Genomic DNA, 25,688 nt, shown 5'->3' on the forward strand with positions numbered 1-25,688 from the left:
GTCCGCAGGGGCCCTCGGCCGTGACGGCAGAGCGGTCAGCCGGCGGGGTGCCCCGGGCCCTCCGCTTCGTCGTCGAGGTCGTCGTCGTCGAAGACCGCGCTGACGTCGAAGCGGCAGACCACCAGCTCGGGGTCGGCGTCCTCGAAGGGCGCGGCCAGCCACTCCCCCGGTTCGGGGAGTTCGTCCGCCGCCGCGACCCAGAGCGTGGAGTCGCCCTCCTCCAGGCCGAACTCCGTGTGCCGGGAGGCGATCTCGTCCGCCTCGTACTCCCCGAAGAGCACCCCGAGGGCCGCGTGCACGCTGGTGCCGACGACCGCTGCCCCGGCGTCCTCCCGCTCGTCCGGGTCGGCGTCGGCGAGGCGCTGGGCCTGGGCCAGCAGCCGCTGGGGTTCCACCACCGCGTAGTCGCGGCGGATCAGCACGCTCAGCGCGTGCGGCTCGTCGGGTCCGTGGTAGGGCGGCAGGGCGTCCTGCTCCCCCGGGATCTCGAACGGGGTGACCTCGTCGTGGCGGTCGTAGAGGAGTTCGTCGTAGACCTCGGCGGCGGCGGCCAGTGCGTTGAACGCGTCGTAGACAGCGGGATCATCGTCCCCCGACCGGCGTTCGACCGCCGCGAGGTGGTGGTCGATCGCGGCTTTGACCGCATCGGCGGCGGCGCGTACCTCGGCAGCGGTGGGCTGCGCAGCATCAGACATGGGGCAGACGCTATCCGTACCGGGGCCTTGCCCGCACAATGGATTCGATGCCGGAATACGAATTTGTCGATGTGTACGTGCCACGCGGGGTGTCCCGGAAGGACACGGCCCGCCTGTTGACCGACCATGCCGAGTACGGGCACTGGGAGCTGGACCGTCTGACGCTGCGCCGGGACGGCAGCCGCCGCGTGCGGCTGCGCCGCCGGATCATCCGTCAGCTACGGGCCACATGGTGAGCCGGAAGGCCCGGCAGCACACCGTCCGACCACACGAAACGGGCCCCGCGATCGCGGGGCCCGTTTCCTGCGCTGGTTGCTCGCCGGTGCGGCGCTGCCGTCAGGCGGCGGCCTTCGCGCGGCGGTAGAGCACCGTGCCCGCGCCGGCCAGCAGCATGCCCGCGCTCGCCGGAATGAGCAGGTCGAGCCCACCCGCTCCGGTGTGGGCGAGCTGCGGCGCCTCCGGCACGGTCTGCGGCTCCGGCGTGTTCGGAGTGGGCTTCTCCGGCGTCGGCGGGGTGATGTGGCGGACCGGGGGCTCCGGGACGTCGACCGGCGGCGTGCTCTCGTTCTCGCACGTGTTGCCGATCGCCGGGTTCAGCAGGCCGACGACGTCGATGCTGTTGCCGCAGACGTTCACCGGAATGTCGATGGGGGCCTGGATCTGGTTGCCCGAGAGCAGACCGGGCGATCCGTGCGCAGTCCCCTCCGCGGTGGCCCCGCCGCCGTTGCCGCCGCGGTCGGCCCGGTGCTTGCCAGTGCCCGACTTCATCCCCCGGGTGTGGTCGTCGGCGGCCCGGTTGCCGGCGTGGTTGCCGAAGGTTCCCGAGGCGGCGCCGGAGCGGCCGGCGGACGCGCCGTCCGAACCGTTTCCGCAGGCGTTGCCGACGGCCGGGTTGAGCAGTCCGACGACGCTCACGGAGTTTCCGCAGACGTTCACCGGCACGCTGACCGGAATCTGCACCGAATTCCCTGAAATCACCCCCGGGGAATTCGAAGCGCCGCCGACCGCTCCCGCGTCGGCGTGCGCGTAGCCGCCGCCGAGGGCGAGAACGCCACCCGCGGCCGCCATGGTGATCAGGCCGTTTCGCGTGACCTGTCGCATAGGTGTTTCCTGCCTTCTACCTTCCGGAGTACCCCCGGACTACCGTGCGGAGGCAAAGGACCCGACGGCCCCGGAGCGCGTGGAGTGCGGTCCGGGGCCGAGCGGGCACAAACCCTTACGGGTTGACGCGCAACGTCAGTTGTTGACGCAGACGTTGCCGAAGGCCGGGTTCAGCAGCCCGATCACGTTGATCGTGTTGCCGCACACGTTCACGGGAACGTGGACGGGAACCTGGATGACGTTGCCCGAGATGACGCCGGGGCTGCCGATGGCGGCACCCTGGGCACCCGAGTCGGCGACGGCCATGCCGGCGCCGGCGAGCACCAGGCCACCGGTGGCAGCCGCAGCGGCGACGATCTTCTTGATCATGATTCCTCCTAGTTGGCAAACACGGTCCCAGCCGCGGACCGCACCCCCTGTAACGAGGAGGAAGTAACGGGGCTACGAGGCAAACGCCCCATTCACTCGTTCCGGTTAGAGGCGTACACCCTGGCGATTTACCCGCTCACGGGTCAGCTGTGGTCGATGAACCGGTCCAGGACCCGGGCGCCGAACTTCAGCCCCTCGACCGGAACGCGCTCGTCCACGCCGTGGAACATGCCCGCGAAGTCGAGCTCCGGCGGGAGCTTCAGCGGGGCGAAGCCGAAGCAGCGGATGCCCAGGTCGTCGAAGGACTTGGCGTCCGTGCCGCCGGAGAGCATGTACGGCACGGCGCGGGCGATCGGGTCCTCGGCCTTGAGCGCCGTCTGCATGGCGTCCACGAGGGCGCCGTCGAAGTCGGTCTCCAGCGCCTTGTCGCCGTGCACGTCCTCGCGCCGGACGCGCGGGCCGAGGATGCGGTCGAGGTCGGCCAGGAACTCGTCCTCGTAACCCGGCAGGAAGCGTCCGTCGACGTGGGCGGTGGCCTGTCCGGGGATCACGTTCACCTTGTAGCCGGCGCCGAGCATGGTGGGGGCGGCGGAGTTGCGCAGGGTGGCGCCGACCATCTTGGCGATGCCGCCCAGCTTGGCGAGGGTGGCCTCCATGTCCTCCGGGTCCAGCGGGGTGCCGAGCGCGTCCGACAGCTCGTCCAGGAAGGACCGCACGGTCTTGGTGACCCGGACCGGCCAGGTGTGCCGGCCGAGCCGGCCGACCGCCTCGCACAGCTCGGTGATCGCGTTGTCGTCGTTGGTCATGGAGCCGTGGCCCGCCGTGCCGTCCACGGTCAGCCGCATCCAGTGCATGCCCTTCTGCGCCGTCTCCACGAGATACAGCCGCAGATTCTCGTTGACGGTGAACGAGAAGCCGCCGACCTCGCCGATCGCCTCGCTGACGCCGTCGAACAGGCCGGGGTGCTTGTCCACGAGGTAGCGGGCGCCGTACGTGCCGCCCGCCTCCTCGTCCGCGAGGAAGGCGAGCACGATGTCGCGCGGGGGCTTGCGGCCGCTGCGCATGCGCTCGCGCACCACCGCCAGCGTCATCGCGTCCATGTCCTTCATGTCGACCGCGCCCCGGCCCCACACACAGCCGTCCGCGATCTCGCCGGAGAACGGGTGGTGCGTCCAGTCGTGCGCGTTGGCCGGGACGACGTCGGTGTGGCCGTGGATCAGCAGCGCCGGGCGGGACGGGTCCTCGCCCTCGATCCGCGCCACGGTGGACGCACGGCCCTTGTGGGACTCGAAGATCTTCGGTTCGAGACCGACCTCGGCCAGCTTCTCGGCCACGTACTCGGCGGCCGCCCGCTCGCCGGGCCCGGAGTGGTCGCCGTAGTTGCTGGTGTCGATCCGGATCAGGTCACGACAGAGATCCACCACCTCGTTCTCGGCGGTCTCGCCGGAGCCGCTCCGGGCCGCATTGCTCTCGCTCACGCTGGTTCCTTCCCTGTCGCCGTGGTGCTCCCTCCCATCCTCCCGCGCCGGGCCCGCGCACCCAAGGCCCACACGGGACCGGGCGTGATCGAGCACCCTCCAATGTTTGCTATGGTTTTCCACGTCGGAACGGGCGAGGCCCGCGAGACAGACACCTTGTCCGGGTGGCGGAATGGCAGACGCGCTAGCTTGAGGTGCTAGTGCCCTTTATCGGGCGTGGGGGTTCAAGTCCCCCCTCGGACACCAGCTGAGACCCCACTTCATGTGGGGTTTTCTGCTTTTCTGGGCAGTGGCGTGACCAACCACGTGACCAACGGCCCAAGGTTCTGCGCGACGCCCACATAGCGCGTGACGGTTCCGAGGTAGAGGCGACGGACACCCTGACACCGGGGGCGGCATTCCTGGGACCTGTGCCTGGAACACAACGTCACCTTCGGCCGCTACCTCTGTGATGCGCTGGGGGCACCCCCCGAGGGTGAATCCGTGCCCACTGAACCTGAGCCCGTGGCCATGGGTGAACAATCGCCCGTTGTGGCGGAGTGCGAAGCGGAGGACGTGAGAGAGGAACCAAGCTGCGGGACGCGTCCGAACGTGGCATGCCGTGCATGGATGTGCGTGCTTCGGGCCGATTCAAGGACGCAGTGCAGGCAGGTGAGTTGGTCGGTGGTGACCCGCTTCCTGAGCCTGCCAAGATGGACCGTTCCGGGATAAGCACTCGGGAACAGAACCGTGTGATCCGGGTGTGGGCGAGGCAGAACGGTTGGCCGAACCTCCCCGCCCAGGGACGTTTCCCGATGAGCGTCCGCCATGCGTACGAGCCTGCCCGCCGGGAGCGGCCGTGCCGTCCGCAAGATTGCCCCGTTCTCGGAAACCGATCCGCTCGGTATCTACGTCGCCGTTCTGTCGATGTGGTCGGCCGCGATCGGTGGCACGGTCAAGGTGTCATCCCGTGGCAGTGCCGGCCCGTACTCCTGTGGTCGGCCCTGGTGGCCGGAACGGGACGCGGTAAGGGAACCGCGCTCCGGGCCGCTCATCACGTCCGGGGCCAGTCTCGTAAACCACCTGTGGAACCAACAGGAAGCGACCGCCGAAACCGAGCATGGGCGGGATGTCCGAGCCCTGGTGGTCGAAGAGGAGTGGACCGAGGTCTTGAAGCGCGTCAAGCGTGATCCCCCGTTCACGACCAAGCTCCGGGCTGCCTGGGACGGGGCGACGCTGCGCAACACCACCAAGGAGGAGGCGCAGGAAGTCCGCGATCCCGCAATGGTCCTGCACTCCCACATCACCCTGTCCGACTGGGCCAAGTACGTGGGCGAGTCGGAAGCGTCCGGAGGCTCGTACAACCGCATCCTGCCCTTCCTTCCCGGATCGGTCCCGATGCTGGACGACGACCGGGTAAGCCTGCCGAAGCTGGACGGCTCCGAACTGTCCGACGCTTATGGACGGGCCACCGCCCGCCCCCGCGTGATCCCCTCTCCGAGGATGCCCGCCCGCTGTGGCGGATCGTACGGCGCTACGCCGAAGGTGAAGCGGCAGCCGCTCAGCCTGGCGGACAAGGTCCGGGCCCGAACCGAGATGAACGGCAGCCGGGCCACGTCGTCCCAGGTGCTCCCGTTCGTCGGGGCCACGGCCGAAGAGGTCAAGGCACTGCCCGGAATCGTCGTCACCGCGGAACGGTCGGGGAAGACCGGGCGCCCGGCGACCGTTTTTACGCTCCGCGGTGACAGTTCCCGTCACCCTGAGCGCCAGCCGGCCAGCGCGGAGCGAGGAGAACCGCGCCATGGTCCCCATGAAGCGGTCGCCCGCTTCCGTTCCCGTTCTGGCCGACAACCCGTTCCGCGCTCTGCTCTGGACCTCCCAACAAACCAAGCAATCCCCGGCCGATCGGCCGGGGCTTCTTTCGTTGGTTCGACTACTCCCACCTGAACTACGCTCGGTAGAGCGAAGGGCGCTCAGCTACCTGATCCGGGCTGAGACCGTCCACGGTCAGGTTGCCGGTCCACAGATGATCTCGGTTGGCGTAGGTGGCTTCGAAGCTGACGCGCTTCCCACCGGGCTCCAGCTTCCAGCCCTGGTCGGGAAACTGCGCGATGCGGTCGCTTCCGCAGACGAATGCTCGGGTCGCCTGGATCAGAATCCACTGTGCGAGTTCGGTTTCCTTGGCTGCGGGCCTGCCACAGGAACGGGCCATCTGCCACAGCCGTGGCCACTCGACACCGGGGGTCAGGGGGCCGATCACGGCCACGTCCCCGATCCACCGTTCGTCAAGATGGTGGGTGGCGTAGCCGAAGACCGTGCCGAACATCGCGAACACTGTGACCCGACCTCGTTCGGTCAGACCCTCGTCATCGCTGCTCATCTTTGGAACCCTTGGCTGTGGCGGTCCGGGCGCCTTAGCCACGCCCGGACCGCTTCCGTGCAGTGAGAGTGGATCAGCAGCCGTCGCCGTCACCGCAGCACGCGGGCGGGTTGCAGTCCTTCGCCGCGCCCCACAGGCGGTCATCGACATGGAACCCGGCGGCCCTGACGCGGCCCACCACGGAACCGATCAGCGGGGGCGTGCGAACGGTGGCCTTGGGCTCGTGCCCGAGGAAGAACCCGAACTGCTCATCGCACCAGGCGGCGTATGCCTGGGTGTGGAGCAGGAACGAGTGCCATCCGGGGTCCACGGCGTCGGACGGGGTCATGTCGAACGCGCCGGTGTCGCCCATGACCTTCAGGAAGGCAAGGGCCTGGTCCACGATCCTGCGAGCGGTGGACAGCTCGTGTCCGTACTCCTCCGCGCAGAACTCCGACACCTTCTCGAACAGCTCGGGACTGACGAGGTCCCGCCCGTGCCGTAAGGCGACGGGGGATTCCAGCATGGTCGTCACTGATGGTTCCCTTCTGTGGTTGAGGACTGGTCGGTCAGGCGGCGGGCAGGGGCGGGAACTGCCGGCCGCCCTCCTTCTCTCCGGGGTCAGTCATCTCTGCACCTGCTCTCGGTGCGTGTGCCGGCCGAGGCCCTGCCTCCACAAGGGGGCGGAAGCCAGGGGGAGTTGCGGGCAAGCGAAGAGCTTCGGCGATCTGCTCAACCACATCGGCCGGGATCTTGCCGAAGTCCACGTAGGCCCCTCCGTTGTGGGTCACCGTGGGCCGAAGGCTGTTGGTCGCTCTCCAGCTCTGCGGCCTTACGGAGCTGTGCCAACCGCGCGCACTCCGGGCAACCCGGAACCGGCCGGGGGCGGGGGCGCAAGGGGACGGTCCCCGGGTCTTCATGCCTCTGAGTGGGTTCCGTCTTCATCGCGCCGCGCCCCTCCCGATCGCTTCCAAAGTCGATGGAACGACCCTAGGAAGTGGCGAATCCAGGCGGCTACGCTCTTGCACAAGCTTGCACAGGAACTACCCGAGAGACGTAATCGCCTCTGAGATCAGAGCCCGAGCGGCAGCACCGTGTACCGCGATCTTGGACAGCTGTGAGAACGCCTTCGCGTAGGTGGCAACCTCGCTGGGGGCAGTCACGTTCACGGCGGCTGTGAGCAGCTCGACGCTCGCTTGGCGGCTGTCGAACAGGTAGAAGGCTTCCAGGGGCCAGACACGGCGCTGAGTCGTGAACGGGATGACTCCAAGGCTCACGTTCGGCAAGGCCATGACTGCCAGGAGATACCCGAGCTGGCCGGCCATGGTGGCCTCGTCGCCGATCCGGTAGCGGAGCACCGTTTCTTCCAGGAGCAGAGCGAACCGGTGGTCACCCTCGCGGAGAACGCATGAGCGTTCGATCCGGGAGGCGGCGGCCGTCTCCGAATCGTCTGGGGTTCCCTGGAAGGCCGCGATGGTCGAGAGCAGGGCAGCTGCGTACGCCTCGGTTTGAAGCATCCCAGGGACCACGTTCGAGCAATACACGCGGAAATAGCGCGTTTGCTCGTACAGGGGAACGACTTCTTCTTGTGCCCGGCGCATGCCGTGCCGGTGGAGCTTCTGCCAGTGCACGTACATCTGATCGGCTTGCCGATTCGCCGCGATCAGGTCCTCTACCTGCTGGCCCTCGGCTCCGCACGCCTTGCACCAGGCGCGGATGTCGGCGTCAGACGCGGGTGTCTTGGCCCGCTCGATGCGTGACGACTTGGCCGGACTCCAGCCACAGCGAAGAGCCAGCTCATGCCCGGTCAGCTCCGCCTCTCTGCGCAGGCCCCCGAGACGGGCGGCGATGGCTTCACGGGCAGCCTGGGCACTGGACGAAGGGGATGCAGACATGAGTGGGCTCTTCGCGATTCGTCAGGTCAGACCGAGTACTTTTCGTGTGGGATACCGCGCTCCCACACTGTCTCGAACGCTGCGGAGGCCAGTGCTGCAACGGCTGGTTCGGACCGTACCTCCCAACCGGGCTCGGACCAGCTCCCCTCCCCGGTGAAGTGGTTGAAGAGCACGATCTCCCCGTCGAACACCCAGCAGTCGTTCCCGGGGAGTGCGATGTCGGAAGCCTGACGGCGGGGGAGCCAGCGAACCTGTTCCCCGGCGTGGAGGTTCACCACGGTGCCAGCATGCTCGTACCGGATGTACTCCGCGACCGGCTCCGACACCACACGGGCCCGGCGGACGACGACTCCCCGGGCCACGGTGCCGCGAATCAAATCAACCCAGGGTGCCCAGTAAGCAGAGGCAGGGTCCACGTCGCGTTGGCCCGTGCGCTGCCAGTTCTCGAAGTCCTCGGCCTCGTCGCCCACCCCGTACGAGTCGCGCATCTCCAGGTGCACCGCCGAGTACCGGGCCGCCGTCAGCAGCTCGTTAAAGCCCGGTTCCTTCTGCGACATCGCACGCCTTCCTCAGCATCGGCACCATGCGGGCCGGAATCCGGATCACTGCCTCGTGTGGCGGAATGCCCGGCGCATGGCCGGGAACCTCGAACACGGCGCACTCCGCCTCTAGTTTCTCGTCTGGCTTCCAGCCTTGAAGCACCAGCTCCCCCTTCTCCTCGTCCACCCATACGGTGGGGGAACCCTGCTGCCCCGTGTCTGGATCAATCCCGATGAACCGCAGTGCCATGACTGCCTCCGGTGTCGAGTGGCTTACGCCAACTTGCACGAGCTTCGTTGCGGCGGCGTCTCAGCGTCAAGGCTGGTGGTCGTTCACAGGGCCCTTGTAGGGCGGTTCTCGGCCACCTGTAAGGCTCGGGCCCGAGGGTTGGCTACGTGACCAATGCATGACCAACAGCGGGCGGGAACAGAAAAAAAGGGCTGGTGCCCGAGTGGAGAGTTCAAGTCCCCCCTCGGACACCAAGGTCAACCGACCAAACAAAGCCGGTCGAAGCGACAGTTTGCCGCTTCGGTCGGCTTTGTTGTTCTGCTGGACGTGATCTGGCCCGTAGCCGGTGGTGACGCTGGGTTGCGGCCCTGGTTGAGGTAGCGGTTCGGGCATGCGGGCGTAGCCGGCAGTGCCGCCATGCGTGCCGCCGCCCGGCCGTACAACTCCCGTGCCACCCGCGATATCCGGCCCGCCAGCCGCACTGCGCGGCGCTGATGACGCTTCAGCAACCCGGCAAATCCGCTCACGGAAGGTCTGCTGTCGGCAGGCCAGCACCGGACACGGCACCGCGTCCTGCCGGGTGCGAGCCGCGGCCCCCTTGCACCGGGCGGCCGGCCGCGTCGTAGCATCGGCACTTTGCGCGATCTTTACTGCTTCACAAGGGGGAATGTGATGGGCATCGGCAGGCGACGGCCCTCGGTCATCGCCGGGGTGGTGGCCGGGGCGGTACTGGCGACGGGCACCACCCTGTGGGCGACGGACAGTTGGCCGTTCCGGAACAGTTACTGCTGGGGCGCGTGGGAGCAGAACAGCGGCCCCTCCTTCCTGGGCGACGAGGCCCTGGCGAAGTCCGGCTCCGAGCGCCGCGCCACCGAGTCCGCGGTGTCCGCGGCGTCGTCGGCCGGCGGCCCGCACGGCACCTGCACGGTGGCCGTGACCTCCGTGGTCGAGGACGACGACTCCGACGAGCCGCTGACCTTCAAGGAGTCGGTGACCCTGGAGTTCGGGCCCGTACCGGCGGGGGTCAAGGAGCACCGGGACTGGCTGGCCCGGTACTTCCACGGCTCGGCCTCGCCGCTGCCGGACGGGCTGGACGGGCTGGTCGCCGGGGACCGGGGCATGCTGGTGCTGCCGTCGGCCTGCGACCGGGACGGCGGGCCGACCGTGGTGACGATCCGCAGCGAGAGCACGGGCGACGGCCATCTCGGCAAGGTCGCCATGCCGTTCACGATCGGCACCCGCACGGATGTCCTGCGGATGCTGCTCGACGCCGCCGGCACCGTCATGAACAAGTCCGGATGTGCACCCGCACACCCTCTGCGCAGCAGCTCCCCAATGGTGACGGTGGCCGAGGACGAGGAGTCCGCCTCCTCCCCGCTGTGCCGGATACCGGGGATGAGCTTCGACTACGGAGACGGCTCCCGCTTCAGGCAGCAGGTGGGCCCGGTCACCGACCGCTTGCAGACCTGCTCGGTGGTGTGGAAGACCCTGCGGATGCCCGACGAGCCGTCCGCGCAGTACGTGATGGCGAACGGAAGCCGTCTGGCAGACCTGTTCGAGGGCATGCCGGAGGGTGCGGATCAGGGGCTGGTACGCCGCAGCTGCGACGGGCGGAAGACGGTGTTCTACGGGCATGTGGAGGCGGGCCTCCAGGACCGGGGCCGCCCCTCCGACCAGCGGGTGTTCGACCGGTTCGTGGAGTCCGTGGGGAAGCGCATCGGATGCGGAAGCGGTGAGGACGCGTGAGCGAGCAGCAGCCTGTCGAGGAGAACCCGGCCGAGGAGAACGCCGTGACGGACACCGAGGCCACGGCCGGATCGGCCGGCCCGGAGACCCCGGAGGCCCCCGCCGAGCCGGAGACCCCGGCGACCCCCGAGGTCCCCCGGCCCACACTCGTACGCCGTCTGCTGCGCAGCCGTACGGTGCGGGCCGCGACCGCCGCCGCGCTGGCCGGGGTCCTGCTGGGCGCGGGCACGGTCGCCTGGCGCACGGACACGCTGCCGCTGCTCGGCCCCTCCCCCTGCTGGGACTCGCTGGGTTCCGGTTCCATGAAGTCCCTGTTCGGGGACCGCCGGACCGAGGTCGAGGAGCAGTCGCTGCACGGCGACCCGATGAGCCAGGGCGGTTCGTACGGGCAGTGCCGCATCACCGGCTACGAGGGCGACCGGGCCCGCCGCCAGGTGACGGTGGACGTGCGCCGGCTGGACGGACTCCGGGGCACCGACTCCCAGGACTGGCCGAGCGAGTTCCTGTCCTCGGGGATGGTGCCGCTGGGCGAGGGGCTGCCCGGCATGACCTCGGCATCGCGCGCCTGGATCGCCCTGCCGCAGGCGTGCACCGGCCGCCACGACTTCACCGGGCCCACGGTGGTGGACATCGGCATGGGCCGCGCGGACTTCGAGGTGTCCTCCGAATACACCCTGCGCGACCGCGCGGCCCTGACCGGGGCTCTGATCGACGCGGTCAACGGCGTCATCAAGGACTTCGGCTGCTCCGGCACGTACCGCGAACCGCGCGATCTGCCCGCCCCCGTCGAGTGGGACACCACCGGCACATCCGACTTCTGTGGCATCAAGGGCCTCACCCTGCCGGCCGCGTACCGGAAGGACCTCCGGGAAACCCGCGTCAGCGGCGAGGGCGGCCCGGCCCGGATCTGCGAGGCGGGAACCGACCTCGACGAGAAGGCCATACGCCTGACGACGGTCACCGACCCGGTGCTGGCCTCGATCTACTCCTCGGACGCGCTGCACTCAGGCACCCCCGTCAAGGGGACCCGCGGCTACGGAAAGGCGGGCGGCAACCGAGCGGTGTACCGGGCGGTCTGCCAGACGGGCCAGGTGATGTTCGTACTGGAGCAGCTGCGCCCGGCGGGTCCCGGCACCCGCTTCACCTTCACTCACGACCTGCTCCCGGCATACGCGGCGGCGGAGGCCGACCGCATCGGCTGCGGCCCGCAGGAGGTGACGTTCCCGACGTCCTGAGCTTCCCGATGAAAGCCCCCGGTCAGTCTTGAGTTCCAGTGGTCGTCGCAACACCCGGCTCAGGGGATGCGACGGAGTCCGAGATCCGGAAGAACCGGGGGCCCGGCGGCGGGCGCGACACGGCCCTCCGAGCCTTTGCGAAAGCGGCAGCGGAACTTCTCAAGGATGCCGGACTGCACGGGCACAGGTACGCCATCGACGCCACGGTCGCCGAGGTCGCCCCGCGCCGGCCGTGAAAGGATGCCCGGCACCATGAGGACGATCAGTGTTTTGGTGCCGGGCCGGGGCCCTCGGTGAGGGGCCGGGCCAAGCCGCCGGCGTCGCCGTTGCCGCAGCGCGACGGTGTCGATCCGGTTCGGGTCCGGCTGCCTGCCGATCCGGATGGGCGGTGGGCGACGGTCCGGGAGCATCTGGTGGAGCGGTTCGCCGGGGCGATCGGGGTGGAGAGGGTGGAGGCGCTGATCGCCGGTGGGCGGTTCGTGTCGACGGAGGGGCCGGTCCTCGGTGATGAGCCGTACACGGCGGGGCGCTACCTCTGGTTTCACCGGGACTTCGCGCCGGAGGAGCCGGTGCCGTTTCCGGTGGGGGTGGTGTATCGCGACGCGCATCTGGTCGTCGCGGACAAGCCGCACTTCCTGGCGACGATGCCGCGTGGCCGGCACATCACGGAGACTGCGGTGGCCCGGCTCCGCCGGGACCTGGAGCTGCCGCAGCTCCAGCCCGCGCACCGGCTGGACCGGCTGACGGCGGGGCTTGTGCTGTTCGTGGTGCGGCCCGGGGAGCGCGGGGCGTACCAGACGCTGTTCCGGGACCGGCTGGTGCGCAAGGAGTACGAGGCGGTGGCCCCGTACGATCCCGGGCTTCACCTGCCGCGTACGGTGCGCAGCCGGATCGTGAAGGAGCGCGGGGTGCTCGCGGCGCGCGAGGAGCCGGGCGAGCCGAACAGCGAGAGCCGGATCGAGCTGCTGGCGCACCGGGGCGGGCTCGGCCGTTACCGGCTGCTGCCCGCCACCGGGCGTACGCACCAGCTGCGGGTACACATGAACAGCCTGGGCCTGCCGTTGGTCGACGACCCGGTCTACCCGGTGACCGAGCCGGACGCCGCGCCCGGTGACTTCTCGCGGCCGCTGCAACTGCTCGCCCGAGTGCTGGAGTTCACCGATCCGGTCACGGGAGAGCCGCGCCGCTTCGAGAGCGGGCTACGGCTCTCCGCGTGGCCGGATGACGACTAGTGACCCCGGGCGATCCACTCGTCCAGGTGCGGGGCCTCCGCGCCGATCGTGGTGGGGTCGCCGTGGCCGGTGCGCACCTCGGTGGCCGGGTCCAGGGTGAGCAGTCGGTCCCGGATGGAGTCCACGATCACGGGGAAGGACGAGAAGGACCGGCCGGTGGCGCCGGGGCCGCCCTGGAAGAGCGTGTCGCCGGTGAAGACCGTGGCCAGCTCGGGGGCGTACAGGCAGACCGCGCCGGGGGCGTGGCCCGGGGTGTGCAGGACGGTCAGCGTGGTGCCGGCGACCGTGATCTCCTGGCCGTCGGTCAGTTCGCCGTCGGGGGCCCGGTCCGGGTGGGTCTGCTTCCACAGCGGCAGGTCGTCCGGGTGGAGCAGGACCGGTGCGCCGGTGGCGTCCGCGAGCGCGGGGGCCGCGTCGATGTGGTCGTTGTGCGCATGGGTGCAGATGATGGCGCGCAGGGTGCGGCCGCCGAGGGCTTCCTCGATGGCGGCGGCGTCGTGCGCGGCGTCGATGACGACGGCCTCGGAGTCGTCGCCGACGATCCAGACGTTGTTGTCGACGTCCCACTCACCGCCGTCGAGCGCGAAGGTGCCGGAGGTGACGAGGTGGTCGATGCGGGCGGCCATCAGAACACCACCACCGAGCGCAGCACGTCACCGTCGTGCATCCGGCCGAACGCCTGCTCGATGTCACCGAGGCCGATGGTCTCCGTGACGAACGCGGCGAGGTCCAGGCGGCCCTGCTGGTGGAGGTCGACCAGCATCGGGAAGTCCCGGGACGGCAGGCAGTCCCCGTACCAGGAGGACTTGAGCGAGCCGCCGCGGCCGAAGACGTCGAGCAGCGGGAGTTCGAGCTGCATCTCGGGGGTGGGGACGCCGACGAGGACGACGGTGCCGGCGAGGTCGCGGGCGTAGAACGCCTGCTTGTACGTCTCGGGGCGGCCGACGGCCTCGATGACGACGTCGGCGCCGTTGCCGCCGGTCAGCTCGCGGATGGCCTCGACGGGGTCGGTGGAGCGGGAGTTGACGGTGTGTGTGGCGCCCATCGACTTCGCCGTCTCCAGCTTGCGGTCATCGATGTCCACGGCGATGATCCGGGCCGCGCCGGCCAGCCGGGCGCCCGCGATCGCGGCGTCGCCGACGCCGCCGCAGCCGATGACGGCGACCGAGTCGCCGCGGCCGACCTGGCCGGTGTTGATGGCGGCGCCGATGCCCGCCATGACACCGCAGCCGAGGAGGCCGGCGACGGCCGGCGAGACCTCGGGGTCGACCTTGGTGCACTGCCCGGCGGCGACGAGGGTCTTCTCGGCGAAGGCACCGATGCCCAGGGCCGGGGACAGCTCGGTGCCGTCGAGCAGGGTCATCTTCTGCTTCGCGTTGTGCGTGTCGAAGCAGTACCAGGGGCGGCCTCGCAGACAGGCGCGGCACTGGCCGCACACCGCACGCCAGTTGAGGATCACGAAGTCGCCGGGCGCGACGTCGGTGACGCCCTCGCCGACGGACTCCACGACGCCCGCGGCCTCGTGGCCGAGGAGGAAGGGGAACTCGTCGTTGATGCCGCCCTGCTTGTAGTGCAGGTCGGTGTGGCAGACGCCGCACGCCTGGACCTTGACCACGGCCTCACCGGGGCCGGGGTCCGGAATGACGATCGTCTCGACGCGGACCGGTTCGTTCTTGCCCGGCGCGATGACCCCTTGTACGTGCTGCGGCATTCCCGTGGACTCCCTTTCCCGACTCTTCGCTGAGACCGGTGCTCCCGGTTTTCGGCCGGGATCGATCACGGGCCACGGTACGCCGTGCGGGGCGGCGGGCGGTCTCAGGGCGCGAGGACGTCCAGCTCGTGCAGGGCGCCGACGGCGATCTCCTTCGTCAGGCGCTCGGCCTCGGCCGCGTCCCCGGCGCGTACGGCCTCGGCGAGGCGTACGTGCAGGGTGACCGCCGCCGGGTCGGGGTCCTCGAACATCACCTGGTGGTGCGTGCGGCCGGCCAGGACCTCGGCGACCACATCGCCCAGGCGCGCGAACATCTCGTTGCCGGAGGCGTTGAGGACGATGCGGTGGAAGGCGATGTCGTGTTCCAGGTAGCCCTCCAGCTGCTGGCCGCGCGAGGTGGCGACCATGCCGAGGGCGCGCTCGGTCAGCTCGGCGCACTGCTCCGGGGTGGCGTGGCGGGCGGCGAGCGAGGCGGCGACCGGCTCGATCGCGGACCGCAGGACGGTGAGGGAGCGCAGCTGGCGGGGGCGGTCGGCGCCGGCCAGCCGCCACCGGATGACCTGGGGGTCGTACACGTTCCACGCCTCGGCGGGCCGTACGGTCACGCCGACGCGGCGGCGGGACTCGACCAGGTGCATGGACTCCAGGACCCGGATCACCTCGCGGACCACCGTGCGCGAGACGTCGAAGCGCTGGGCCAGCTCGTCGGTGCGCAGCACCTGGCCGGGCGGGTGCTCCCCGGCGGCGATCTCCAGGCCCAGGGTGTCCAGGACATGCGTGTGGAGGCCCTGGGCAGGTGTCGTCATGCGATCCAGGGTACGGGGCCACCCCCAGGGCCATTAAGTACGACGTTTACGTCACACCCTCTTGAATAAGTCGTACGTATAGGTTTCAGTGGCGCGACGGACCGATGTCGAGGAAGACATCGCAGAGACAGCGAGGCACCGCAATGAGCACCCCCCACGTCGTCGTGGTGATGGGCGTGGCAGGGACCGGCAAGACCACGATCGGCCCCCTGCTCGCCGCCGCACTGGGCGTTCCGTACGCCGAGGGCGACGACTTCCATCCCCCCGCGAACATCGCCAAGATGTCGGCCGGCACCCCGCTGGACGACGCGGACCGGTGGCCCTGGCTCGACGCGATCGGGCAGTGGGCGCACGGCCGGGCGGGGCTCGGCGGGGTCGTCAGCAGCTCCGCGCTCAAGCGCGCCTACCGGGACCGGCTGCGCGCCGAGGCCCCGGGCGCGGTCTTCCTCCACCTGACCGGTGACCGGTCCCTGATCGAGGAGCGGATGGCGGGCCGCAAGGGCCACTTCATGCCGACCGCGCTCCTCGACTCGCAGTTCGCCACCCTCCAGCCGCTGGAGGACGACGAGGCCGGCGTCTTTGTGGACGTCTCCGGCACCCCCGAAGAAATCACCCAGCGAGCCGTCGCCGCGTTGCGCCGGCTCGACAGCTAAGGACCACCACCGTGACCAGTCTCAGCGTCGAGACGCTGGCAGCGGACGCCGTCGAACCGATCACCTCGGCCGGCAACGCGCAGTTGGGCATCGCCGTCCTGGCGGGCATCGCCGTCATCGTCCTGCTCATCACCAAGTTCAAGATGCACGCGTTCCTCGCGCTCACCATCGGCTCGCTGGCGCTCGGCTCCTTCGCCGGGGCCGCGCCGGCGAAGACGATAGCGAGCTTCACCGCGGGCCTCGGCTCGACCGTCGCGGGCGTCGGCGTCCTGATCGCGCTCGGCGCGATCCTGGGCAAGCTGCTCGCGGACTCCGGCGGCGCCGACCAGATCGTGGACACGATCCTGGCGCGGACGAGCAAGCGGGCCATGCCGTGGGCGATGGTCCTCATCGCCTCGATCATCGGCCTGCCGCTGTTCTTCGAGGTCGGGATCGTCCTGCTGATCCCGGTCGTGCTGCTCGTCGCCAAGCGCGGCAACTACTCCCTGATGCGCATCGGCATCCCGGCCCTGGCCGGCCTGTCCGTGATGCACGGGCTCATCCCGCCGCACCCCGGCCCGCTCGTCGCGATCGACGCGCTGGACGCCAACCTCGGCGTCACGCTGGCCCTCGGGGTGGTCGTCGCGATCCCGACGGTGATCCTGGCCGGACCGGTCTTCTCGCGTTACGCGGCCCGCTGGGTGGACATCAAGGCGCCGGAGAAGATGATCCCGCAGCGCCCCTCCGAGGATCTGGAGCGCCGGCCCGGCTTCGGCGCCACCCTCGCCACGATCCTGCTGCCCGTCGTGCTGATGCTGGTCAAGGCGCTGGTGGACATCGTGGTGGACGACCCGGAGCAGGGACTCCAGAAGGTCACCGATGTGATCGGCTCGCCGCTGATCGCGCTGCTCGCGGCCGTGCTCGTCGGCATGTTCACGCTGGGCCGGGCGGCCGGCTTCACCAAGGGGCGGCTCTCCACCACCGTGGAGAAGTCCCTCGCCCCGATCGCCGGGGTGCTGCTCATCGTGGGCGCGGGCGGCGGCTTCAAGCAGACCCTGATCGACGCGGGTGTGGGCCAGATGATCCTGGACTTCTCCGAGGACTGGTCGATCCCCGCGCTGCTGCTCGGCTGGCTGATCGCGGTCGCGATCCGGCTGGCGACCGGCTCGGCGACCGTGGCGACGATCTCGGCGGCCGGTCTGGTCGCCCCGCTGGCGGCCGACATGTCGACCTCGCACGCGGCCCTGCTGGTCCTCGCCGTCGGCGCGGGCTCGCTCTTCTTCAGCCACGTCAACGACGCCGGCTTCTGGCTGGTGAAGGAGTACTTCGGCATGGACGTGGGCCAGACGGTGAAGACCTGGTCGGTGATGGAGACCATCATCTCCGTGGCCTCGCTGGTCTTCATCCTGCTGCTGTCACTGGTCCTCTAGCCGGTCCTCCGCCCCGGGTGCCCACAGCGGGTGCTCGCGGCGGGCCCACTCCCGGCCCACCGACCCGGAGCGCATGCCGCGGCGTGCCTCCGGGTCGGCGTATGCCTTGGCGATGTGACCGGCCAGCACCAGGCCGGCCGCGAGGGCCAGCCAGTCGTGGACGAAGGTCGCGGCGGTGCGCCACACCAGCGGGGCGAAGCCGGTGAACCACATCAGGAGCCCGGTGCCGGCCATGACCAGCACCGCCCCGGCGATCCACGCCGCGTACAGCTTCTGCCCGGCGTTGAACTTCCCGGCCGGCCGCGCACCGGGCCGCCGGTCGCGCCGCAGAGCGGCCCGCAGCCAGGTCCGGTCGTGCGGCCCGAAGCGGTTGAGCCGCCGCAGATCCGCCCGCAGCGACCGCGCCGCGAGACCCGCGAGCAGCGGTACGGGGATGAGCAGCCCGGACCACTCGTGCACGGTGACCACGAGGTGGCGGCGCCCGACGAGTTCGGCGAGCTGCGGCACGTACAGGCAGGCGGCCGAGGCCACGCACAGCAGCATCAGCGCGGCGGTGGCCCGGTGCACCAGGCGCACCGGGCGGGCGAACCGGTGGACCCGGCCGGCCGGTTCAGACGGTGGGGGCGTCCTCGCGGCCGTTGGACCGGCCGACCCAGGCGTCGACGTCATAACCGAGCTTCTCCCAGTAACCGGGGCGTACGGAGTCCGTGACGGTGATCCCGGAGAGCCATTTCGCCGACTTGTAGAAGTACATCGGGGCCACGTAGAGCCGTACCGGGCCGCCGTGCGCGTGGGACACCGGCGCGTCGTTCATCCGCAGCGCCACGAGCACATCGGCGCGGCGGGCCTGGGCGAGGGTCAGGCTCTCGCTGTAGGTCCCGTCGAAGCAGGTGAAGCGGACGGCCTTCGCCCCGGGCCGCACCCCGGCCGCGTCGAGCAGGGCGGAGAGCCGCACGCCCTCGAAGGGGGTCTGCGGCACCCGCCAGCCGGTGACGCACTGGACGTCCCGGACGGTCCGGGTCTGCTCCATGCCGCGCAGGGCGTCCAGCGTGTACGTGGCCGGGCGGTCGACCAGCCCGTCGATCCCGAGCCGGTAGTCGGCGGCGCCCCTGGCCGGTACGGAGGAGGCCACGGAGTAGTAGCGGAAGCCACCGCCGTTGGGCAGCAGCCCGGTGAGCCCCGTGGGGTCCTTGCCCGCGACCGCGCCCAGGCCCGATTCCAGGGTCCGTTGCAGCACGGGCGCGGCGACGAGTCCGGCGGCGCCGAGGCCCAGCATGGCCAGGACCACGCGGCGCCCGACGGGGGCGCCGACGCCGTCCGGGCCGTCGTCGGGTGGGCCGTCGTCGGGTGGGCCGTCGTCGGGTGGGGAACTGTTCACCCGACGATTCGAGCACCCGGGGCGCCGGGACGCCAGGGGCGGCGGCGGGCCGTCACCGTCCCGTCAGATTTACCCGGGCGCCGGTCCGGGGCCGGCTGCCAGACTGGCGCCATGGAGAACCGTGAAGCGCTCAAGCCCTTCCTGCTCGCCTTCCCCGGCCCGCTGCGCGACCAGCTGGTCGCCGCGGTCCTGGACGGGCGGAAGGTGTCGACCTCCGGACTGCTCGTGGAGTACGAGATCGAGCAGGAGGAGCTGCCGCCGGTCGGTGAGCGGTCGGCCCTGATCGACTCGGACGGCCGGGAGATCGCCGTACTCGAAGTGACCGAGGTACGGGTGCTGCCGCTGGCAGACGTGGATCTCCAGCACGCGCTGGACGAGGGCGAGGGCTATGCGTCGGTCGCCGAGTGGCGGGCGGGCCACGAGCGGTTCTGGCACAGCGAGGAGATGCGCGACGCGCTCGGCGACCCGGAGTTCACGGTGGACGACGGGACGATGATCGTCGCCGAACGGTTCCGGGTGGTCGAGCGCATCGGGGCGGACTCGACCTGATCCGGAGGCGGGGCCCTACGACTCCGACCGCTTCCCCCGGTCCGCGCCCTTCACCAGCCCCAGACGGCGGCGGAACGCGAGCACCCGGGGATGGCGTTCGTGCAGCACGGCCGAGCGGCGGTCGAGTTCCTGGCCCAGGCGTTCGGCGCGTTTCTCGATGTCCAGCTCGTCCAGGATGCGGTCCACCTCGGCGAGCAGCGCCCCGTGCAGCTGCCACTTCCGGGGGTGCTCCTGGACGGCGGCCAGCAGCATGTCCGCCACCAGGTCACGGGTCCTGCGGCTGGTGTCGAGCGCGTCGGTCAGCCGGTCCTCGGCCTCCTCGGCGTTGGCGGCGACCGGGGTCGTGATGAGCAGCGAGAAGCTCTCGATGGCACCCGCCATCTGCTCGAACAGCTCCGTCATATGGGCGGCGACCTCGGCGGGGAACTGGGGCGCGTCGCCCCGGTCCTTGGCGAGGTCGGTCAGGGTCCTGGACAGCACCCGGACGACGACCGCGCAGATCTCCAGCGTGTCCAGACCGGTCCGCAGCACCACCCGGTGCAGCAGTCCCTGCCGCACCCTCGGGTTGTACATCAGGCTCTCCTCGGCCTGCCGCAGGGAGGCATCCACCTCCACGATGTCGTGGTCGAGCCGACGGGCCCGGTGCAGCCGGTCGGCCGCCTCCGCGACGGTGACCGGGCGGGCGAGGTCGCTGCCCAGATCGCGGAACATCTGGCCCATCTCGCGGGCCAGTCCGTCGATGGACGCGCCCGCGGTCTGCACCCAGACGGGCGGGGCGAACAGCAGGTTGAACAGCAGGCCGACCCCGGCACCGATCAGCGTCTCGAACACCCGCTCCCAGGCCATGCTGGACCGTGCGCTGCCCGAGGTGACGCCGAGGACGAGCATCGCGCTGATCGCCACCTCCGGGACGAATTCGTCCACCCGGACCAGTCTGCCGACGATCAGCGCCGTGAAGATGGTCAGCCCCAGGCTCCACCAGGACAGCCCGACCAGGGAGCTGAAGCCGCTCGCGATGAGGACGCCGACGACGACGGCCACCACCCGCTTCACCGACATGTTGACGGTGGCGTAGAGGGTGACCTGGACGACGAGCAGTGCGGTCAGCGGTGCGGTCAGGGGCGCGGGCTCGGTCAGCGTCGCGGTCGCCACGGCATAGGCGATGACCGCGGCGCCCGTGGAGCGCAGGGTCTGCGCGGCCACGGGCTCGGTGGTGCGCCGGACGAGGTTGATGACGGGTTCGGCTACTCCTGGCATCTTCTTCCCATGCCCGGATGGGGCCGCCTCGCCACGGTTCCGCCCCCGGAACCCCACCGGACGGACGCGCCATGAGGGGCGGAAAGCCCCGGCCGACCGCCTCAGCCGACCGCCTGTGCCGCCGCCCGGCCCGCCGCGCGGCCGGAGAAGATGCAGCCGCCCAGGAAGGTGCCCTCCAGCGAGCGGTAGCCGTGCACCCCGCCGCCGCCGAAGCCGGCCGCCTCCCCCGCCGCGTACACCCCGGGCAGCGGGGTGCCGTCCCCGGTCAGGACGCGCGACGACAGGTCGGTCTGAAGGCCGCCGAGCGACTTGCGGGTCAGGATGTTCAGCCGTACGGCGATGAGCGGCCCGGCCTTCGGGTCGAGGATGCGGTGGGGCGCCGCCGTGCGGATCAGCTTGTCGCCGAGGTAGCTGCGGGCGCCCCGGATCGCGGTGATCTGGAGGTCCTTGGTGAACGGGTTGGCGATCTCCCGGTCGCGAGCGGTGATCTCGCGGCGCAGCGCGTCCTCGTCGATGAGCCCGTCCCCGGTGAGCGCGTTCATGCCGCGCACGAGGGCGCCGAGGTCCTTCTCCACGACGAAGTCCGCCCCGTTGTCCATGAACGCCTTCACGGGGGCCGGGACGTCGGCGCGGGCGCGGCCGATCACACCGCGGACGGACTTGCCGGTCAGGTCGGGGTTCTGTTCGGAGCCGGAGAGCGCGAACTCCTTGCCGATGATCTTCTGGTCGAGCACGAACCAGGTGTAGTCGTGGCCGGTGCGCATGATGTGTTCGAGGGTGCCCAGCGTGTCGAAGCCGGGGAAGAGCGGGACGGGCAGCCGCTTGCCGGTGGCGTCCAGCCAGAGCGAGGACGGGCCGGGCAGGATGCGGATGGCGTGCTTGTCCCAGATGGGGTTCCAGTTCTCGATCCCCTCGGTGTAGTGCCACATCCGGTCGCGGTTGATGTGGTGGGCGCCCGCCTTCTCGGCGACGCCGAGCATCAGCCCGTCGACGTGCGCGGGGACGCCGGAGAGCAGCTTGGCCGGCGGGGTGCCGAGCCGTTCGGGCCACTGGGCGCGTACGAGGTCGTGGTTGCCGCCGATGCCGCCGGAGGTGACGATCACCGCCTGGGCCCGGAGCTCGAAGGAGCCCGTGGTCTCCCGGCTGCTCGCGGTCCCGCGCGGCGCGGCGCTCGGCTCCAGGACCTCGCCGGTCACGGTGTCGACGGCGCCGCCGGTGCGGGCGAGGCCGGTGACCCGGTGGCGGAAGCGGAAGGTGACCAGGCCCTTGGCGACGCCCTCGCGGACCCGGCGCTCGAAGGGGGCGACGACACCGGGTCCGGTGCCCCAGGTGATGTGGAAGCGGGGCACCGAGTTGCCGTGGCCGTTCGCGTCGTAGCCGCCGCGCTCGGCCCAGCCGACGACGGGGAAGAAGCGCATGCCCCGGGCGTGCAGCCAGGAGCGCTTCTCACCGGCCGCGAAGTCGACGTACGCCTCGGCCCACTTGCGCGGCCAGTGGTCCTCCTCGCGGTCGAAACCGGCCGTGCCCAGCCAGTCCTGGAGGGCCAGTTCCCGGCTGTCCTTGATGCGCATCCGGCGCTGTTCGGGCGAGTCGACGAGGAAGAGGCCGCCGAAGGACCAGTGCGCCTGGCCGCCGAGCGACTGCTCGGGCTCCTGGTCGAGCACGAGGACCGAGCGCCCCGCGTCCACCAGCTCCGCGGTGGCCACGAGCCCGGCGAGCCCCGCCCCGATCACGATCACATCAGCGTCGTACGCCATGGTTTCCATCCTTGTCGGGGCTCGCGAAGTTACTCGTGCGTCAGATCTTGGGCACCGCCCGTCCCCGCGTCAACCGCCCGGCCGTCCGCCCCGGTCGGCCGCGCCGTCGCCGCACCGGCCGGGGCGGGCGGTTATCGTCGGAACACATCACCCTCCTCCGGCCTGACGTGGGGTGGACAAGCGTGTCGGTGCTGGTCCTCGTGCTCGCCGTGACGGCCGCCTGCTGTCTGGGCTTCGGCTTCGTGTTCCAGCAGGCAGCCGCCGCGCACGCGCCCAAGCGCGACTATCTGACCTTCCGGCTGCTGCTCGACCTGATGAAGGTGCGCAGCTGGCTGGCGGGCATCGGGCTCATGGTGTGCGGCATGGTGCTGGGGGCGCTGGCGCTCGGCAAGGGCGAGGTCTCCGTCGTGGAGCCGCTGCTGGCGACGAACCTGCTCTTCGCGATGGCCCTGTCCCGGCACCGCACCGGCCAGCGCCTGGGTCGCCAGGGCTGGGCCGGGCTCTGGCTGCTGGCCCTCGGGGTCGCCGCGTTCCTGGTGGCGGGCGAGCCGAAGGGCGGCGAGGCGGTGTCGAGCCCGCTGCGGCACTGGCTGGTCGTCGGGGTGGTGGCCGGGCTCGCCCTGCTGCTGACCGCGTTCGCCAAGCGCCGCAGGTCGCGGACGTCCCCGGCGCTGCTCGCGGTGGCGGCCGGGCTGCTCTACGGCTTACAGGACGCGCTGACCCGGGTGAGCGGTCAGCGCTTCTCGGAGGGCGGCTGGTCGGGCCTGCTGACGTCCTGGCAGCCGTACGCGGTCCTCGTGCTCGGGTTGACCGGTCTGCTGCTGGTGCAGAGCGCCTTCGAGACGGGGCCGCTGCGGATGTCGCTGCCCGCGCTGACGGCCGCTCAGCCGCTGGCCGGGATCGCCTGCGGGATCGGGTTCCTGGGCGACCAGGTGCGGACGGACGCGGGCGCGCTGGCCTGGCAGGCCGCGGGGCTGGCGGCGATCGTGACGGGCATCGTGCTGCTGGGGATGCATCCGGCGATGCCGGAGGGCCCGGTGCGGCGCGGTACGCACAGCCTCCAGCGGCACTGAGCGCGGGGCGCTGCGGTTGGATGGCCCGTATGAATCCTCTCGACGAGATCCTGGACATCGTGGACGAGAACGATGTGGTGGTGGGGCAGGCGCCGCGCGGCGAGGCGACCGCCCGGGGCCTGCGCCACCGGTGCGTGTTCATCGAGGCGCGGGACGCCGGGGGCCGGGTCTTCGTGCACCGCAGGACCGCGGCCAAGCTGGTGTTCCCCTCGCACTACGACATGTTCGTCGGCGGGGTGGTCGGCGCGGGCGAGAGCTACGACGAGGCGGCGCTGAGGGAGGCCGAGGAGGAGCTGGGCGTCTCGGGGCTCCCGCGCCCGGAGCCGCTGTTCAAGTTCCTGTACGAGGACGAGGGCGGCCACCACACCTGGTGGTCGTCGGTCTACCGGGTCAGGTGCGAGCTGCCGGTGAACCCGCAGGTGGAGGAGGTCGCCTGGCACACCTTCCTGACCGACGCGGAGCTGGAGCGGCGGATCGGCGACTGGCTGTGGGTGCCGGACGGGCTGGACTGCTACCGGCGGCTGCGGGCGTTCCGGGAAGCGGCCTGAGCCGGTCGGAAGCGGACGGAAAAGCGGCGGATAAGGTCCAGGCGTGAACGAATTCGTACAGAGCCTGCGGCTGTGGTTCGCGCCGGAGCGCGTCCGCGCCGAGGGCGAGACCCCCGACTACCGCTTCTCGCTCGCCAACGAGCGGACCTTCCTCGCCTGGATCCGGACGGCGCTTGCCCTGATCGGCGGGGGCTTCGCGGTCGACCAGTTCCTGCCGGAGCTGTCCCGGACGGTACGCACGGGGCTGGCGCTCGCGCTGCTCGCGGCGGGTGTGCTGTGCGCGCTGCGGGCGGTCAACCACTGGGTGCGGTGCGAGCGGGCGATGCGGCGCGGCGAGGACCTGCCGGTCTCGCGGTTCCCGACGCTGCTGAGCATCGCGGTCGCCGTGGTGGCGGTGGCGATAGTGGTGGTGGTCCTCTTCGGCTGGGAGGGCCGGTGACCGCCGGGGAGCGCGATCCGGGGCTCCAGCCGGAGCGGACCCGGCTTGCGTGGCGGCGTACGACCCTGTCGTGCACGGTGGCCGCGGTGCTGGCCGTGCGGCAGGCGCTGCACGGCGGGGCGACGGACTCGGGGGTCATCGCGCTGTCGCTCAGCACCCTGGCCTGGCTGGGGTTCCTGTGGATCGCGAACCGCCGGGTGCAGTCCATGGGCGGCGCCCGGCCGCGGCCGATGGAGGCGGCGGGCGCGCTCACGGCCGCCGCGTGCACGGTGGCGCTGGCGGTGTTCGCGGCGTTCATGCTTTTCTAGGCCGGGTCCCAGTCCACCGTGACGACGATCTTGCCGCGTGTCCGGCCCGCCGCGTTGAGCCGCTGGGCGGCCGCCGTCTCGGCCAGCGGGAAGACCCGGTCGACGTGGACGGTGACGATGCCCTGCTCGGCCAGTTCCGCGAGGTGCGCCAGATCATCGGCGTCGGGGCGGACGAACGCGTACCGGCCGCCGTACGAGAAGACCTCGGGGTCCGCGACGGAGGCGAGCCGGCCGGCCGGGGCCAGGGTCTCCGCGGAGACGCGCAGGGCCTCCCCGCCCACCGTGTCGAAGGCGGCGTCGATGCCGTCGGGGGCCAGTGCGCGCAGCCGGTCCGCCAGCCCGTCCCCGTATGCCACGGGCTCCGCGCCGAGCGTGCGCAGGTGGTCGTGGTTGCGTTCGCTCGCGGTGCCGATGACGCGGCAGCCGGCGTGCCGGGCGAGCTGGACGGCGAGTGAGCCGACGCCGCCCGCCGCCGCGTGGACGAGGACGGTGTCGCCCTCCTGGACGCGCAGGGTGCGGTGGAGCACCTGGTAGGCGGTGAGTCCGGCCAGCGGCAGGCCCGCCGCTTCCTCGAAGCTCAGCCGCAGGGGCTTGCGCGCGAGGGTGCGCACGGGCGCGGCCACGTACTCGGCGAAGGTCCCCCGGCTCAGGAAGTCCTCGCGGACATAGCCGATGACCTCGTCGCCGACCGCGAACTCGGCCACGGCGACGCCGGGCTGGACGACGACCCCGGAGACGTCCCAGCCGGGGATCACCGGGAAGACCGTGTCCAGGACGGAGTCGAGCTTGCCCTCCCGGGTCGCCCGGTCGACGGGGTTCACCGCGGCGGCCCGGACCTTGACCAGGACGGTGTCGGGGCCGACCTTGGGGTCGGGCCGCTCCCCGTACTCCAGGACGCTCTCGTCACCGAATCCGCTGTAGCTGATCGCCTTCATGCTCCGAC

At 70.9% G+C, this 25,688-nt stretch carries 29 protein-coding genes, 1 tRNA gene and 1 pseudogene; 14 read left to right on the top strand and 17 right to left on the bottom strand.

Annotated elements, in window-relative coordinates:
• Positions 1-35 precede the first annotated feature (35 nt).
• Positions 36-695 (bottom strand): hypothetical protein, encoded by a 660-nt coding sequence (locus OG338_RS04130; RefSeq protein WP_405936012.1) that lies wholly within the window; start codon positions 693-695, stop codon positions 36-38.
• Positions 696-742: 47 nt separating this feature from the next.
• Here OG338_RS04130 and OG338_RS04135 point away from each other — a divergent pair, with 47 nt between their 5' ends.
• On the top strand, positions 743-931 hold the full coding sequence (locus OG338_RS04135) for a DUF5703 family protein (protein WP_018103708.1): 189 nt from the start codon (positions 743-745) through the stop codon (positions 929-931).
• A gap of 100 nt (positions 932-1,031) precedes the next feature.
• Here OG338_RS04135 and OG338_RS04140 read toward each other — a convergent pair whose 3' ends face one another.
• The 3 genes from OG338_RS04140 to OG338_RS04150 all read right to left on the bottom strand — a co-directional run bounded on the left by OG338_RS04140 (position 1,032) and on the right by OG338_RS04150 (position 3,643).
• On the bottom strand, positions 1,032-1,796 hold the full coding sequence (locus OG338_RS04140; protein WP_405936013.1) for a chaplin: 765 nt from the start codon (positions 1,794-1,796) through the stop codon (positions 1,032-1,034).
• A 135-nt stretch (positions 1,797-1,931) separates the two neighbouring features.
• Positions 1,932-2,165 carry a chaplin ChpH gene (gene chpH, locus OG338_RS04145; protein WP_405936014.1) on the bottom strand — a complete coding sequence of 78 codons (234 nt, stop codon included), beginning with the start codon at positions 2,163-2,165 and terminating at the stop codon, positions 1,932-1,934.
• A 143-nt stretch (positions 2,166-2,308) separates the two neighbouring features.
• Positions 2,309-3,643, bottom strand: coding sequence for a M20/M25/M40 family metallo-hydrolase (locus OG338_RS04150; RefSeq protein ID WP_405936015.1), 1,335 nt, complete (start codon positions 3,641-3,643; stop codon positions 2,309-2,311).
• A 158-nt stretch (positions 3,644-3,801) separates the two neighbouring features.
• On the opposite strand from OG338_RS04150, the gene OG338_RS04155 reads away from it, so the two are divergent.
• Both OG338_RS04155 and OG338_RS04160 read left to right on the top strand, forming a co-directional pair.
• Positions 3,802-3,889: transfer RNA gene (locus tag OG338_RS04155), tRNA-Leu, on the top strand.
• Between the two features lie 561 nt (positions 3,890-4,450).
• On the top strand, positions 4,451-5,569 hold the full coding sequence (locus OG338_RS04160) for a hypothetical protein (protein ID WP_405936016.1): 1,119 nt from the start codon (positions 4,451-4,453) through the stop codon (positions 5,567-5,569).
• A gap of 1 nt (position 5,570) precedes the next feature.
• On the opposite strand, the gene OG338_RS04165 is transcribed toward OG338_RS04160, so the two are convergent.
• From OG338_RS04165 to OG338_RS04185, 5 genes are all read right to left on the bottom strand, one after another.
• Positions 5,571-6,002 (bottom strand): hypothetical protein, encoded by a 432-nt coding sequence (locus OG338_RS04165; protein ID WP_405936017.1) that lies wholly within the window; start codon positions 6,000-6,002, stop codon positions 5,571-5,573.
• Positions 6,003-6,075: 73 nt separating this feature from the next.
• On the bottom strand, positions 6,076-6,507 hold the full coding sequence (locus tag OG338_RS04170) for a hypothetical protein (protein ID WP_405940313.1): 432 nt from the start codon (positions 6,505-6,507) through the stop codon (positions 6,076-6,078).
• 517 nt (positions 6,508-7,024) lie between these two features.
• On the bottom strand, positions 7,025-7,876 hold the full coding sequence (locus tag OG338_RS04175; protein ID WP_405936018.1) for a helix-turn-helix domain-containing protein: 852 nt from the start codon (positions 7,874-7,876) through the stop codon (positions 7,025-7,027).
• 26 nt (positions 7,877-7,902) lie between these two features.
• Complete coding sequence (locus OG338_RS04180) at positions 7,903-8,433, bottom strand: DUF6879 family protein (protein ID WP_405936019.1); 531 nt, start codon at positions 8,431-8,433, stop codon at positions 7,903-7,905.
• On the bottom strand, positions 8,408-8,665 hold the full coding sequence (locus OG338_RS04185; RefSeq protein ID WP_405936020.1) for a hypothetical protein: 258 nt from the start codon (positions 8,663-8,665) through the stop codon (positions 8,408-8,410). Before OG338_RS04185 ends, OG338_RS04180 begins: the two co-directional genes overlap by 26 nt.
• 651 nt (positions 8,666-9,316) lie before the next feature.
• On the opposite strand from OG338_RS04185, the gene OG338_RS04190 reads away from it, so the two are divergent.
• The 4 genes and pseudogenes from OG338_RS04190 to OG338_RS04205 all read left to right on the top strand — a co-directional run bounded on the left by OG338_RS04190 (position 9,317) and on the right by OG338_RS04205 (position 12,857).
• Entirely contained in the window at positions 9,317-10,390 is a 1,074-nt protein-coding gene (locus tag OG338_RS04190; RefSeq protein WP_405936021.1) for a hypothetical protein, read from the top strand.
• Positions 10,387-11,625: a hypothetical protein gene (locus OG338_RS04195; RefSeq protein WP_405936022.1), complete on the top strand. Its 1,239-nt coding sequence runs from the start codon at positions 10,387-10,389 to the stop codon at positions 11,623-11,625. The genes OG338_RS04190 and OG338_RS04195 overlap by 4 nt, the downstream gene beginning before the upstream one ends.
• Positions 11,626-11,762: 137 nt before the next feature.
• Positions 11,763-11,858: pseudogene (locus OG338_RS04200) on the top strand (DNA-binding protein); the annotation flags it as partial.
• Between the two features lie 60 nt (positions 11,859-11,918).
• Positions 11,919-12,857 carry a pseudouridine synthase gene (locus OG338_RS04205; protein ID WP_405936023.1) on the top strand — a complete coding sequence of 313 codons (939 nt, stop codon included), beginning with the start codon at positions 11,919-11,921 and terminating at the stop codon, positions 12,855-12,857.
• Here the strand turns inward: OG338_RS04205 and OG338_RS04210 are convergent.
• The 3 genes from OG338_RS04210 to OG338_RS04220 all read right to left on the bottom strand — a co-directional run bounded on the left by OG338_RS04210 (position 12,854) and on the right by OG338_RS04220 (position 15,374).
• Positions 12,854-13,483 carry an MBL fold metallo-hydrolase gene (locus OG338_RS04210; RefSeq protein ID WP_405936024.1) on the bottom strand — a complete coding sequence of 210 codons (630 nt, stop codon included), beginning with the start codon at positions 13,481-13,483 and terminating at the stop codon, positions 12,854-12,856. The genes OG338_RS04205 and OG338_RS04210 overlap by 4 nt on opposite strands.
• On the bottom strand, positions 13,483-14,568 hold the full coding sequence (locus OG338_RS04215; protein ID WP_405936025.1) for an S-(hydroxymethyl)mycothiol dehydrogenase: 1,086 nt from the start codon (positions 14,566-14,568) through the stop codon (positions 13,483-13,485). Before OG338_RS04215 ends, OG338_RS04210 begins: the two co-directional genes overlap by 1 nt.
• 104 nt (positions 14,569-14,672) lie before the next feature.
• Positions 14,673-15,374: a FadR/GntR family transcriptional regulator gene (locus OG338_RS04220; protein ID WP_405936026.1), complete on the bottom strand. Its 702-nt coding sequence runs from the start codon at positions 15,372-15,374 to the stop codon at positions 14,673-14,675.
• 143 nt (positions 15,375-15,517) lie between these two features.
• On the opposite strand from OG338_RS04220, the gene OG338_RS04225 reads away from it, so the two are divergent.
• Positions 15,518-16,027 (top strand): gluconokinase, encoded by a 510-nt coding sequence (locus OG338_RS04225; protein WP_405936027.1) that lies wholly within the window; start codon positions 15,518-15,520, stop codon positions 16,025-16,027.
• Between the two features lie 11 nt (positions 16,028-16,038).
• The gene (locus tag OG338_RS04230) at positions 16,039-17,436 is read left to right on the top strand and encodes a GntP family permease (protein ID WP_405936028.1); all 1,398 of its coding nucleotides are present in this window, start codon (positions 16,039-16,041) and stop codon (positions 17,434-17,436) included.
• On the opposite strand, the gene OG338_RS04235 is transcribed toward OG338_RS04230, so the two are convergent.
• Both OG338_RS04235 and OG338_RS04240 read right to left on the bottom strand, forming a co-directional pair.
• Positions 17,422-18,105, bottom strand: a complete 684-nt coding sequence (locus tag OG338_RS04235) for a cytochrome b/b6 domain-containing protein (RefSeq protein ID WP_405936029.1) — start codon at positions 18,103-18,105, stop codon at positions 17,422-17,424. The two genes, OG338_RS04230 and OG338_RS04235, sit on opposite strands and share 15 nt — an antisense overlap.
• Positions 18,047-18,814, bottom strand: a complete 768-nt coding sequence (locus tag OG338_RS04240) for a molybdopterin-dependent oxidoreductase (protein WP_405936030.1) — start codon at positions 18,812-18,814, stop codon at positions 18,047-18,049. Before OG338_RS04240 ends, OG338_RS04235 begins: the two co-directional genes overlap by 59 nt.
• A gap of 111 nt (positions 18,815-18,925) precedes the next feature.
• Here OG338_RS04240 and OG338_RS04245 point away from each other — a divergent pair, with 111 nt between their 5' ends.
• Positions 18,926-19,363: an ASCH domain-containing protein gene (locus tag OG338_RS04245; protein ID WP_405936031.1), complete on the top strand. Its 438-nt coding sequence runs from the start codon at positions 18,926-18,928 to the stop codon at positions 19,361-19,363.
• A 15-nt stretch (positions 19,364-19,378) separates the two neighbouring features.
• On the opposite strand, the gene OG338_RS04250 is transcribed toward OG338_RS04245, so the two are convergent.
• Complete coding sequence (locus OG338_RS04250) at positions 19,379-20,620, bottom strand: FUSC family protein (RefSeq protein WP_405936032.1); 1,242 nt, start codon at positions 20,618-20,620, stop codon at positions 19,379-19,381.
• Between the two features lie 101 nt (positions 20,621-20,721).
• The gene (locus tag OG338_RS04255) at positions 20,722-22,377 is read right to left on the bottom strand and encodes an FAD-binding dehydrogenase (protein WP_405936033.1); all 1,656 of its coding nucleotides are present in this window, start codon (positions 22,375-22,377) and stop codon (positions 20,722-20,724) included.
• 182 nt (positions 22,378-22,559) lie between these two features.
• On the opposite strand from OG338_RS04255, the gene OG338_RS04260 reads away from it, so the two are divergent.
• From OG338_RS04260 to OG338_RS04275, 4 genes are read left to right on the top strand one after another with little or no spacing between them, the layout of a single operon-like run.
• Positions 22,560-23,450 (top strand): DMT family transporter, encoded by an 891-nt coding sequence (locus OG338_RS04260; RefSeq protein ID WP_405936034.1) that lies wholly within the window; start codon positions 22,560-22,562, stop codon positions 23,448-23,450.
• Positions 23,451-23,479: 29 nt separating this feature from the next.
• A complete protein-coding gene (locus OG338_RS04265; RefSeq protein WP_405936035.1) occupies positions 23,480-23,998 on the top strand; it encodes an NUDIX domain-containing protein in 519 nt (172 codons plus the stop codon).
• 43 nt (positions 23,999-24,041) lie between these two features.
• A complete protein-coding gene (locus tag OG338_RS04270; protein WP_405936036.1) occupies positions 24,042-24,437 on the top strand; it encodes a YidH family protein in 396 nt (131 codons plus the stop codon).
• The gene (locus OG338_RS04275; RefSeq protein ID WP_405936037.1) at positions 24,434-24,745 is read left to right on the top strand and encodes a DUF202 domain-containing protein; all 312 of its coding nucleotides are present in this window, start codon (positions 24,434-24,436) and stop codon (positions 24,743-24,745) included. The genes OG338_RS04270 and OG338_RS04275 overlap by 4 nt, the downstream gene beginning before the upstream one ends.
• Here the strand turns inward: OG338_RS04275 and OG338_RS04280 are convergent.
• The gene (locus OG338_RS04280; RefSeq protein WP_405936038.1) at positions 24,742-25,680 is read right to left on the bottom strand and encodes an NADP-dependent oxidoreductase; all 939 of its coding nucleotides are present in this window, start codon (positions 25,678-25,680) and stop codon (positions 24,742-24,744) included. The genes OG338_RS04275 and OG338_RS04280 overlap by 4 nt on opposite strands.
• Positions 25,681-25,688: the final 8 nt, after the last annotated feature.

The organism is Streptomyces sp. NBC_00726, from assembly GCF_045161735.1.
In the GTDB taxonomy this organism is placed as follows: Bacteria; Actinomycetota; Actinomycetes; order Streptomycetales; family Streptomycetaceae; genus Streptomyces.

Coding starts and splice junctions, on each gene's coding strand:
- OG338_RS04255 (WP_405936033.1), bottom strand. CDS start 22,377: ATGGCGTACGACGCTGATGTGATCGTGATCGGGGCGGGGCTCGCCGGG.
- OG338_RS04135 (WP_018103708.1), top strand. CDS start 743: ATGCCGGAATACGAATTTGTCGATGTGTACGTGCCACGCGGGGTGTCC.
- OG338_RS04220 (WP_405936026.1), bottom strand. CDS start 15,374: ATGACGACACCTGCCCAGGGCCTCCACACGCATGTCCTGGACACCCTG.
- chpH (WP_405936014.1), bottom strand. CDS start 2,165: ATGATCAAGAAGATCGTCGCCGCTGCGGCTGCCACCGGTGGCCTGGTG.
- OG338_RS04210 (WP_405936024.1), bottom strand. CDS start 13,483: ATGGCCGCCCGCATCGACCACCTCGTCACCTCCGGCACCTTCGCGCTC.
- OG338_RS04215 (WP_405936025.1), bottom strand. CDS start 14,568: ATGCCGCAGCACGTACAAGGGGTCATCGCGCCGGGCAAGAACGAACCG.
- OG338_RS04190 (WP_405936021.1), top strand. CDS start 9,317: ATGGGCATCGGCAGGCGACGGCCCTCGGTCATCGCCGGGGTGGTGGCC.
- OG338_RS04160 (WP_405936016.1), top strand. CDS start 4,451: ATGCGTACGAGCCTGCCCGCCGGGAGCGGCCGTGCCGTCCGCAAGATT.
- OG338_RS04265 (WP_405936035.1), top strand. CDS start 23,480: ATGAATCCTCTCGACGAGATCCTGGACATCGTGGACGAGAACGATGTG.
- OG338_RS04175 (WP_405936018.1), bottom strand. CDS start 7,876: ATGTCTGCATCCCCTTCGTCCAGTGCCCAGGCTGCCCGTGAAGCCATC.
- OG338_RS04235 (WP_405936029.1), bottom strand. CDS start 18,105: ATGACGTCGACGCCTGGGTCGGCCGGTCCAACGGCCGCGAGGACGCCC.
- OG338_RS04225 (WP_405936027.1), top strand. CDS start 15,518: ATGAGCACCCCCCACGTCGTCGTGGTGATGGGCGTGGCAGGGACCGGC.
- OG338_RS04130 (WP_405936012.1), bottom strand. CDS start 695: ATGTCTGATGCTGCGCAGCCCACCGCTGCCGAGGTACGCGCCGCCGCC.
- OG338_RS04280 (WP_405936038.1), bottom strand. CDS start 25,680: ATGAAGGCGATCAGCTACAGCGGATTCGGTGACGAGAGCGTCCTGGAG.
- OG338_RS04250 (WP_405936032.1), bottom strand. CDS start 20,620: ATGCCAGGAGTAGCCGAACCCGTCATCAACCTCGTCCGGCGCACCACC.
- OG338_RS04245 (WP_405936031.1), top strand. CDS start 18,926: ATGGAGAACCGTGAAGCGCTCAAGCCCTTCCTGCTCGCCTTCCCCGGC.
- OG338_RS04170 (WP_405940313.1), bottom strand. CDS start 6,507: ATGCTGGAATCCCCCGTCGCCTTACGGCACGGGCGGGACCTCGTCAGT.
- OG338_RS04165 (WP_405936017.1), bottom strand. CDS start 6,002: ATGAGCAGCGATGACGAGGGTCTGACCGAACGAGGTCGGGTCACAGTG.
- OG338_RS04140 (WP_405936013.1), bottom strand. CDS start 1,796: ATGCGACAGGTCACGCGAAACGGCCTGATCACCATGGCGGCCGCGGGT.
- OG338_RS04185 (WP_405936020.1), bottom strand. CDS start 8,665: ATGGCACTGCGGTTCATCGGGATTGATCCAGACACGGGGCAGCAGGGT.
- OG338_RS04180 (WP_405936019.1), bottom strand. CDS start 8,433: ATGTCGCAGAAGGAACCGGGCTTTAACGAGCTGCTGACGGCGGCCCGG.